Origin of the sequence: Pseudoalteromonas sp. BSi20439 (genome assembly GCF_000241165.1) — a bacterium.
GTDB lineage: Bacteria > Pseudomonadota > Gammaproteobacteria > Enterobacterales > Alteromonadaceae > Pseudoalteromonas.
Genome location: NZ_BADW01000231.1, coordinates 1 through 9,761 on the forward strand (window position 1 = coordinate 1; position 9,761 = coordinate 9,761).

General features: G+C 38.6%; 9 protein-coding genes. 8 read left to right on the forward strand and 1 reads right to left on the reverse strand.

From position 1 onward, the window contains the following. The coding region (locus tag P20439_RS17825) for an IS5/IS1182 family transposase (RefSeq protein ID WP_036933824.1) at positions 1-369 on the forward strand (369 nt) is incomplete at its 5' end. A 49-nt stretch (positions 370-418) separates the two neighbouring features. On the opposite strand, the gene P20439_RS17830 is transcribed toward P20439_RS17825, so the two are convergent. Continuing rightward, positions 419-808 (reverse strand): Cd(II)/Pb(II)-responsive transcriptional regulator, encoded by a 390-nt coding sequence (locus P20439_RS17830; RefSeq protein WP_004588889.1) that lies wholly within the window; start codon positions 806-808, stop codon positions 419-421. Positions 809-885: 77 nt separating this feature from the next. Here P20439_RS17830 and P20439_RS17835 point away from each other — a divergent pair, with 77 nt between their 5' ends. The 7 genes from P20439_RS17835 (at position 886) to P20439_RS17865 (ending at position 9,416) form a co-directional block, all read left to right on the forward strand. Further along, the gene (locus P20439_RS17835; RefSeq protein ID WP_004588888.1) at positions 886-1,500 is read left to right on the forward strand and encodes a cation transporter; all 615 of its coding nucleotides are present in this window, start codon (positions 886-888) and stop codon (positions 1,498-1,500) included. Between the two features lie 55 nt (positions 1,501-1,555). Beyond that, positions 1,556-2,287 carry a transglutaminase family protein gene (locus P20439_RS17840; RefSeq protein ID WP_004588887.1) on the forward strand — a complete coding sequence of 244 codons (732 nt, stop codon included), beginning with the start codon at positions 1,556-1,558 and terminating at the stop codon, positions 2,285-2,287. Continuing rightward, a complete protein-coding gene (locus P20439_RS17845) occupies positions 2,274-3,176 on the forward strand; it encodes a cation diffusion facilitator family transporter (RefSeq protein WP_008468874.1) in 903 nt (300 codons plus the stop codon). Before P20439_RS17840 ends, P20439_RS17845 begins: the two co-directional genes overlap by 14 nt. Positions 3,177-3,231: 55 nt before the next feature. Then, positions 3,232-3,582: a hypothetical protein gene (locus tag P20439_RS17850; RefSeq protein ID WP_004588885.1), complete on the forward strand. Its 351-nt coding sequence runs from the start codon at positions 3,232-3,234 to the stop codon at positions 3,580-3,582. A gap of 83 nt (positions 3,583-3,665) precedes the next feature. Beyond that, the gene (locus P20439_RS17855) at positions 3,666-4,883 is read left to right on the forward strand and encodes a TolC family protein (RefSeq protein ID WP_008468875.1); all 1,218 of its coding nucleotides are present in this window, start codon (positions 3,666-3,668) and stop codon (positions 4,881-4,883) included. A gap of 64 nt (positions 4,884-4,947) precedes the next feature. Beyond that, entirely contained in the window at positions 4,948-6,204 is a 1,257-nt protein-coding gene (locus tag P20439_RS17860) for an efflux RND transporter periplasmic adaptor subunit (RefSeq protein ID WP_002962258.1), read from the forward strand. Positions 6,205-6,215: 11 nt separating this feature from the next. Continuing rightward, entirely contained in the window at positions 6,216-9,416 is a 3,201-nt protein-coding gene (locus P20439_RS17865) for an efflux RND transporter permease subunit (RefSeq protein ID WP_008468876.1), read from the forward strand. Positions 9,417-9,761 lie beyond the last annotated feature (345 nt).

The window sequence follows — 9,761 nt, forward strand, 5'->3', positions numbered from 1 at the left end:
GGCTTGCCTGTTTATTATGAATTATCCTGTGGAAATACGCATGATATCGTCCATGCAGAGTCACTCGTAGCTAATTGCCCAACAAGTAATATGGTTGTCGCAGATAAAGGCTACGACAGTGAAAAACTGAGAGCGTTTGTTCGTGATAATAACGCTACACCCGTTATTCCACGTAAGGGCAACAGTTTAGTAGGCAATGAAGATATTGACTGGTGCATGTACAAATATCGGCACTTGGTTGAGAATGCATTTGGCCGTATTAAGCAATATAGAGGGATAGCCACGCGGTATGAAAAGCTTGAACGAAATTATCATTCAATGCTCGCTTTAGCATTTACTATGATGTGGCTACCAATGTGGGCTGATTGATATATGTACTACAAAGATCAACAGCCCCTAATCTAAAGTTATATTTAGTTCAACTATCTAATGACTTGATAATGCCACAGACTTCAATTGTACCGTCAGACCCGCAAGAGCTTGCCATTAGTTTTAACTCTTTTTTGAGTGCATTCAATTCCTTCATTCGTTGATTAACTAAAGTTAGTTGCCGATCAATTAATGCATTTACACTAGAGCAACTCTCCTCTGGCTTGTTTTTTAATTCAATGAGTCGCTTAATATCATTAAGCGGAATATCTAAACTTCGACAATGCTTTACGAACTCTAGCTCTTTAAATGCCTTATTAGAATACAACCTGAAATTCCCTTCAGTGCGATCAGGATCTGACAGCAAGCCCTCCTTTTCATAATATCGGATGGTTTGTACTGAATACCCCGATGTTTTCGATAACTCACCAATTTTCATAAAATTTCCAAATAAACTTGACCCTATAGTCACTATAGGATTTATAGTTAGAGCATACAAGTTAATCGGAGATGAAAATGAGCGATTGTGGGTGTGAAGTTGAGCTAAAAGATAACCAGCAAAAAACGGTGCTTTATTGGCTTCTGGCTATCAATGCCTCGATGTTTGTTTTTGAAATTGGCTTTGGTTGGTTATCAGAATCAACGGCTTTAATTGCAGATTCGTTAGACATGCTAGCGGATGCAATCGTCTATGCAATTGCACTATACGCGGTGGGAAAGTCAATCCAACATAAGGCTAATGCTGCTTTAGTGAGTGGCTATTTCCAACTGGGGTTAGGCGTGCTAATTCTAATGGATATTGCTAGAAGGCTGTATGGTGAAAGTGAGCCTCACTCTTGGTTTATGATTGGCGTAGGCATGGTTGCTTTAGTTGCAAATGTGATTTGTCTCATCCTTATTCGAAAGCACAACAACGATGAAGTACATATGAGAGCTAGCTGGATATTTTCAGCGAATGATGTAATTGCAAATCTTGGTGTCGTTATCGCAGGCATACTCGTTATGGTGCTGAAACAGCGTTGGCCTGATATCGTCATTGGTAGCATCATTTCAATGTTAATTCTTCGAGGCGCTTACCGAATACTAAGCGATGCTAAACAAGAATTAGCTGTTGCTGAGAAAACACGTTAAACACCAAATGAAGATAAACAATCAACCTTTGGTTGTTCAAAGTAAGGAAACATCAATGAATAGCAAATATCTAGAAAAAACCAAGATAGTAAATTTTGAACACTCTACAATTCAATCATTAATTTCTGAGCGTAATTGGCAAGAACTCGATGACTTCAACAAAATTGGTGCAGCCTACCAATTTGTTAAAGATGAAATATTATTTGGTTACAATGAGAGTGATGATATTTCAGCAAGCAGTGTTTTAGCCGATGGTTACGGACAATGCAATACCAAGGGTAACTTGCTGATGGCTTTGTTACGAGGATTAGGTATTCAATGTCGTTTTCACGGCTTTACTATTGAGCAGCGATTACAAAAAGGAGCTATTCCAACTTATGTATTTTGGTTAGCACCTAAATATATCATTCATAGTTGGATTGAAGTTTATTTCAAGGATCGTTGGATAAACTTAGAAGGCTTTATATTAGATGAACAATATTTAAGTTCACTACAGCACAAATTTAGTCAAATAAAAAACGAATTTTGTGGTTATGGTGTTGCAACAAAGTGTTTCTCTTCGCCAGATACAGATTGGCGTGGTCAAGATACCTATATACAAAAAGAAGGTATTCATGATGATTTTGGTGTTTATAATTCCCCTGATGAGTTTTATCTCGAAAAAGGAACTAACTTATCAGGAATCAAACGTTGGATGTATCAACGAGTGATCCGTCACTTTATCAATTTTAACGTAGTCAATGTAAGAAATTTAAAAGTTCTTGAGGTGGAAAATGCACAATCATAGCCATAGCCATTCGCATGGAAAAGACGACCGTATAGGTTGGACATTTTTCCTTAATGTTTCATTTACTATTATCGAATTTATTGGTGGTTGGCTAACCAACAGTACCGCTATTATGGCTGATGCTGTACATGACCTGGGTGACAGTTTATCTATAGGATTCGCTTGGATACTGAGTCGTTTCTCGGATAAAGAAGCATCCGATAGATTTAGCTATGGCTATCGTCGTCTTACCCTGTTTGGCGCATTAATTAACAGTATTGTATTAGTTATTGGTTCTGTCTGGGTGCTATTTGAAGCAATACCAAGATTATCTAATCCTGAAATGCCAATGGCTGAAGGAATGTTGGGTCTTGCATTACTTGGGGTTGCTGTTAATGGGTATGCAGTATTTAAACTAAAAGCGGGTAAAACGCTGAACGAAAAAGTACTTACGTGGCATTTGCTTGAAGACGTACTTGGCTGGGTTGCAGTCCTAATTGTTTCTATCGTGCTGCTTTTTGTAGATCTACCAATATTAGATCCTTTGCTTTCTATAGGCTTTACACTGTTTATATTGTTTAACGTTTTGAAAAACCTGAAAACAACATTGGCACTATTTCTTCAAGCTACACCTGATGAAGAAGTGCAGAATAATATTGAAAAAGCGATAAAGGCTATACCTGAAATTAATGGGATTCATCATATGCACTTTTGGTCATTAGACGGGGAAAGTCACGTATTAACTGCTCACCTAGAGTTAGCCCATAACTTTGAGGTTGATAAATTAATTAGGCTAAAACAACAAGTGGCTAAGGAACTTTCTTCTTATAATTTATCTCATACAACCATTGAGTTTGAGTTTCCTCAAGAAAGTTGCCGTGACGAGCATGAAAAACATGCGCATGGCTAGTTTAGAAAACCTTTTTTTGATATTATAATTTTTCATATTTAAGTAGGTGTTTATTTTGAAATTCAATGTTGCGTTAAAAATACTATTAGTCGTTTCGATTGTTTTGCAATCGTTAACTGCTGTTGTATCCGCAACACCTGAGAATCACCAAATAGATATAGAGCACCTTCAAATTCAACATGATCATGCAGATGATCGAAATGTCTCAAATGATAATGTAGGTGATGAGCAGCATAATGAAAAAGATTGTCATCACTGCGGACATTGCAGTGGCAGCCACTTATCTTGGATTTTAGTCAGTAATTCAAATACCACGGGCAAACTAAACATTATCAATAAAACGCCTTATCAAATTGATCAAACAAGTACCTTTCTTGAAGCGATACTTCGTCCGCCCATTTCTTAATTAGATTAATTTTTAATGACCTATTTATCCTTTAATAATGGATAAAGGTTTCGTGTTTATTAATTTTAAAATTAAGAATTTTTATGTATATATATTTAAAAAATGCAGGTTTAGTCCTGTCTTTATGTATGGCTGTGAGTTTTTCAGTTGCCACTTATGCCAAACAGAAAAGTATTTCATGGCTAGATAGTCAAATAAATAAAGATCCCGAAGTTGTTGCGGCTAAAGAGTTACTTAATGCAAGTAATCATAGAGCCAAGAGCTTAACTAAAGCCGTATATAACCCAGAGCTTGAAGCAAGCTATGAAAAAGAGGGTGATTTTGATAATTATTCTATTGGTATCAGTCAAACGATTGATTTTTGGGATAAGCAATCAGCAAATAAAAGCATTGGTGAAATTGGTGTTTATGCAAACCAGCAACAATTGTTATCTCTACTCGATTCTAAAAAGGCTAACGCTTTAACTGCAATAGTTAATTGGCAAGCAGCAAAAAAGGTGGCTCAGTTACTTTCAGTAAGAGAAAATCAATTACAAACGCTCGTTGGAATTATTGAAGATAAGCGAAAAGCAGGACTTTTAGAGCCACTTGACGCTGAACTGGTTTATTTAAACTTGTCCCAAGTTTTCAGTGAAATATCTGAGTCGCAAATTGCTTTGAAAAATGCAGAGGTAAATGTTCAGGAGTTATTGCCTGATTGGACGCCTAATACTACCAATTTGTTTTCATTTACTTTTGGAGCAACAAACTATTCATTTAACTCTCAGTGGGTTGAGGAACATCCAAAAGTTAAACTCGCTAGAGCGCAATGGAAGATAAAACAATCTAAAGCTCAACTAACCACTATGGAATCTAAAGCCAATCCAACCATTGGAGTTAACGCAGGGAAAAGTGGAGATGAAGACTTGATTGGCGTGACTTTCTCAATGCCTTTAAATATCAGAAATAACTATTCAGATACTGTTAAAGCCGCTTATTCAGAAGCAATTGCAGCAGAGGCTAACTTTCGGTCGGTTTATCGAAAGCAGTCATTTGAAGCAAAAGCTAATTATGAATCGCTTATTGTCAGTAAAAAATATTATGAGCAATGGCAAAAACTGACAAAAGGCAGATTAGATAGCAGCGAAAACTTATTAAATAAGCGCTGGGAAGCTGGTGACATTAATACTTCTGACTACTTACTTGCATTAAATCAACGTGCGGAAGGGCTTCATGCAGGAATACGTTTGGAAAATCAATTCAAGCTTGCAGAAATATCCTTCATTTTAAGTATGGGTCAGTTATCCAAATTTGAGATTTGAGCGCTTTGTTTTTTCAGTAGCGAAAAACGAAATCTTAAATTTATTAAAAATATAGGTTACAAAAATGAATACAGTAATTAGTAAAAAATTTTTAGCCGTAGTAATTAGCTGCCTGTTAGTTGGGTTTACTACAAATCATGATGCTTTTGCACAGTCGTCAGATGGAACTGGTTCTGTCACAAACGTTTCGAAACAAGAAGAAAAAGAACATCAAGATGAGCATGAACACGAAAAGGGACATGAAGAAGATAAAGGTGACCATGACGAGCACGGCCATGAAGGTGGTAATAAAGAGGGAGAAGAAGGACATGAAGAAGGTATCACTATTGATCCAAAGAAGATGTCGCTTGCTAACATTAAAGTGGAAAGTGTTAAGCCTGAATATCAATTTAGCTCCGTATATGCACCTGGCGAAATAAAAGCTAATGGCTATAAAAGTTATGTGGTATCACCACGTACAGAGTCAGTCATTATCAGTCGCCATGCAGCGCTTGGCGAGTATGTAGAAATAGGTCAGAAGTTAGTTACATTATTTAGTGAAGCAATGGCACAAGCACAAGCTGACTATTTAATCGCTTCAACCGAATGGCAACGTGTAAAAAAGCTGGGTAATAAGACGGTGAGTGAAAGTCGATTATTACAAGCTGAAACAACATACAATGCGAGCTATGGCAAGCTCATTGCTTTAGGGTTAACTGAAAAAGCAATAAATGGTATTTCTAACAAAGACATTAAAGCATTTGGACAATATGCATTAACGGCGCACCGTGAAGGTGTCGTGCTTCAAGACGACTTTATCCAAGGGCAACGTGTTGATGCTGGGGATTCAGTCATGTTGTTAGCTGATGAAAAACAACTATGGGTTGAAGCAAAAGTTTCTCCAAATAAAAAGCTAAATTTATCAATTGATTCTCCTGCGGTACTTAAATTAGAAGGCCAGAGTTACAATGCCAAAGTTATCCAAGAAGCCCATACAATTGATCCCGTAACTCGTACAAGAATTATTAGATTGGGGGTACAGAATGCTGATGATAACCTTCATTCAGGTATGTTTGTAAAAGTTTACTTTCAGTTTGCCACAAAGCAGAAAGTGATGGCTGTGCCAGAAGAAGCATTGATCCGCAGCGCAGATGGTGATTGGACCGTATTTGTCGAAGACCACCCTGGAGAATTTAAAGCTGTAGAAGTAGAACTAGGCCGAGCCTTAGGTGATTTTAGGGAAATCATTGGCCTTGATAGTGGGACGCGAATTGTAACCAAAGGCGCATTTTTTGTTGCTTCTGAAATCGCTAAAGGCGGATTTGATCCGCATAACCACTAAGGAGCAAGACTATGTTTAATAAAATAATAGATTGGTCTGTTAATAATAGACTCCTGATTTTGATTGCGCTGTTTGCCACAATTGTCGGCGCAATTATGGTTATTCCAAAACTAAATTTGGATGCCTTTCCTGATGTTACTAATGTCCAAGTTGCTGTGAATACTGAAGCGCCAGGACTGGCTGCCGAAGAAGTTGAACAGCTCATTACGTACCCCATTGAAGCGGTAATGTATGCCTTACCTGATGTAGAACAAGTGCGCTCAATTTCTAAAACAGGTTTGTCTGGCGTAACGGTTGTTTTCAAAGAAGGCACCGACATTTACTTTGCAAGACAACTCGTATTTGAGCGTCTTCAAGCCGCAAAAGAACTGATACCAGAAGGTGTCGGCACACCCGAAATGGGGCCAAACACCTCAGGGCTAGGCCAAGTATTTCAGTACCTTCTTATTTCAGATAAAGATGCAGGCTATGATGCTATGGCACTCAGGAGTCTCAATGATTGGGTAGTAAAATTACTCGTTATGCCTGTCGATGGTGTTACTGATGTACTCTCCTTTGGAGGTATTGTTAGGCAGTACCAAGTAAATGTAGATCCATCTAAGCTTCTTTCTTATAACCTAACGCAAGAAGACGTTGTTGGTGCCCTAGATAACAACAATGCCAATGTTGGCGGATGGTATATGAACCGTGGGCAAGAGCAGCTTGTTATTAGAGGTGCAGGTTGGTTTGAAAGTGGTGACGCTGGTATTAGTAATATCAAACAAGTTCCCGTCAAAACAGTTGATGGGACAGTTGTGACGGTTTCGGATATTGCTAAAGTTGAAATGGGCAGTGAAATTCGTCAAGGTGCTGTCACAATGACGCGCAAAACCGAAGACGGTAAAGTCGAAAATTTAGGTGAAGTTGTCTCTGGCATTGTCTTAAAACGCATGGGGTCTAATACTAAAGCCACCATTGATGGTATCAATGCAAGAATCCCATTGATTAATCAAGCATTGCCTAAAGGTGTTCGCTTTGAACCATTTTATGATCAGGCTGATTTGATTGAAAAAGCCGTTGATACAGTAGTTGATGCACTATTACTAGCATTTATTTTCATCTGTATTGTATTAGCACTATTTTTAATGAATATACGTGCAACCTTCCTTGTCCTAATATCTATTCCAATTTCAATTGGTATCGCGTTAATGATCATGGCTTGGTGGGGCATTTCTGCAAACCTTATGTCATTGGGTGGCATTGCCGTAGCCATTGGTATGCTAGTTGATGGTTCAGTCGTGATGGTTGAAAACATGTTTAAGCATTTAAATAGACCAGACTCTACCCATTTAAAAACTGTAAAAGAAAGAGTGCCTAGTGCTGATACTGACCCACATGATGTTGAACACGATGATCACGGCATAAAATTGCGCCTTAAGCAGGCTGGTAAAGAAGTTGCTCGTCCCGTATTTTTTGCTGCGTCTATTATATTAGTAGTTTTCACGCCTTTATTTAGCTTTGAAGGTGTTGAGGCAAAGTTATTCCAACCTATGGCAATAAGTATCATTTTAGCTGTTATATCCGCTATTGTGGTTGCGTTGTTTATTGTACCCGCTTTAGCAACTTATTTATTTAAGTCAGGTGTTAAAGAAAGAGAAAGCTTTGTTCTTAGGCCATTAGACAAACTCTACAGAAAAGGGCTTACATTCGCACTAAAACGCACCAAATTAGTCATTTCAGCCGCACTTATATTAGTTTTCTCTGCCTTTGCATTAGTTCCATTAATTGGTACTGAATTTGTACCTGAGTTAGAAGAAGGGACGATAAACTTAAGAGCAACGCTTGCACCTTCTTCCAGTTTAGATACCGCGCTCACTGTGGCACCAATTCTAGAAGAAAAACTAATGGCTTTCCCTGAAGTAACCTATGCATTAAGCCGAATTGGTCGAGCAGAAATAGGTGGAGACCCAGAGCCTGTGAATAACATCGAAATTTACATAGGGTTGAAGCCTGTTTCTGAGTGGACCAGTGCATCTAATCGATATGAACTTCAAGGAAAAATGGAGAGATCTTTAGAAGAATTCCCTGGGTTGCTACTCAACTTTTCTCAACCTATTGCGACTCGTGTCGATGAGCTACTATCTGGTGTTAAGGCTCAGTTGGCGATAAAGTTGTTTGGGCCTGAACTTGAGGTACTGGCGGCTAAAGGTCAAGAAATAGAAACAGCAATTAAAAACATTGAAGGTGCAAGGGATGTTGCATTGGAGCAAATTGCTGGTGAAGCGCAATTGGTGATAAGTCCTAACAGGCAAGAACTATCACGCTTTGGATTGTCTGTGAGTGACATAATGGAGGTTGTGCGTGATGGTATTGGTGGTGTTGAAGCCGGACAAATAATCAATGGTAATGAACGTTATGATATTTACGTTCGCATAGAGGAAGAGTACCGAAGTAACAAAGAAGCTATTGCTGATATTCGGCTTCAATCACCTACTGGTGCTTGGGTGCGGCTGGGTGACGTAGCCTCAGTCTCATTTGAGTCAGGCCCACCACAAGTTAGACGCGATGATGTACAACGAAGAGTCGTTATCCAAGCAAATGTACAAAATCGAGATATGGGAAGCGTGGTTGCCGATATCAGAACGGTAATTGCTGAAAAGGTTGACTTACCTTCAGGTTATTCTGTTTCGATTGGCGGCCAGTTCGAAAGTCAAAAACGTGCTCAAAATAGGTTAGCTATAGTTGTACCTTTATCGTTAGCACTAATCGCACTACTACTTTACTTTGCCTTTGGTTCTGTTGGTCAAGCTATGCTGATATTGGTCAACGTGCCGCTTGCTGTAATTGGCGGAGTTTTCTCCTTATATTTATCTGGACAATACTTGTCTGTACCAAGCTCCGTTGGCTTTATTACCTTATTTGGTGTAGCGGTATTGAATGGGGTCGTTATGGTAGAAAGTATCAACCAACGTATTAAAGACGGTCTAGAAGCATCTAAAGCCGTTTTTGAAGGCGCTACTTCAAGATTAAGACCTGTACTTATGACTGCTATAACATCAGCTTTAGGTTTGATACCGATGTTAATGTCTAATGGTGTTGGTGCAGAAATACAGCGCCCATTAGCGAGTGTTATTGTTGGCGGCTTGGTAACTGCAACACTGTTAACATTATTTGTTTTACCTGTTTTATATCGCTGGTTTTCAGAGAAAAAAATAAAAGAGCTATCCAGATAAAATTACTGTGAACTCTAACCCCACGCTAAAGTCACGTTTAGCGTGGGGTTATTGAGTAGATGAACGAAAAGAAAGATTAGATTTAACAATAAACTAATAGTCATGACTGCTTTGTCGGAATATTTGTCGTTAAACAGGCCAAAGCTAACTTCCGCTTTCGTATCTTTGCAGTCTTAATCTCTATGTGTCTCAAGGTCGGCTTATGGCACAGACTGTGTAAAAACTAATTTTTAATAAATTGTCTTGGGTATGTTCTTAGTTTGAAACCATTTAAGATGGTTGCGATCGATTTTTTCTCAGTATCGCAATTTTCTCCGCGCGAGCGAAACTGCTATGGCACGGCTA

Excerpts from the sequence above, each read along its gene's own strand:
- P20439_RS17835 (WP_004588888.1), top strand. The coding sequence starts at position 886 with ATGAGCGATTGTGGGTGTGAAGTTGAGCTAAAAGATAACCAGCAAAAA.
- P20439_RS17855 (WP_008468875.1), top strand. The coding sequence starts at position 3,666 with ATGTATATATATTTAAAAAATGCAGGTTTAGTCCTGTCTTTATGTATG.
- P20439_RS17860 (WP_002962258.1), top strand. The coding sequence starts at position 4,948 with ATGAATACAGTAATTAGTAAAAAATTTTTAGCCGTAGTAATTAGCTGC.
- P20439_RS17845 (WP_008468874.1), top strand. The coding sequence starts at position 2,274 with ATGCACAATCATAGCCATAGCCATTCGCATGGAAAAGACGACCGTATA.
- P20439_RS17840 (WP_004588887.1), top strand. The coding sequence starts at position 1,556 with ATGAATAGCAAATATCTAGAAAAAACCAAGATAGTAAATTTTGAACAC.
- P20439_RS17865 (WP_008468876.1), top strand. The coding sequence starts at position 6,216 with ATGTTTAATAAAATAATAGATTGGTCTGTTAATAATAGACTCCTGATT.
- P20439_RS17830 (WP_004588889.1), bottom strand. The coding sequence starts at position 808 with ATGAAAATTGGTGAGTTATCGAAAACATCGGGGTATTCAGTACAAACC.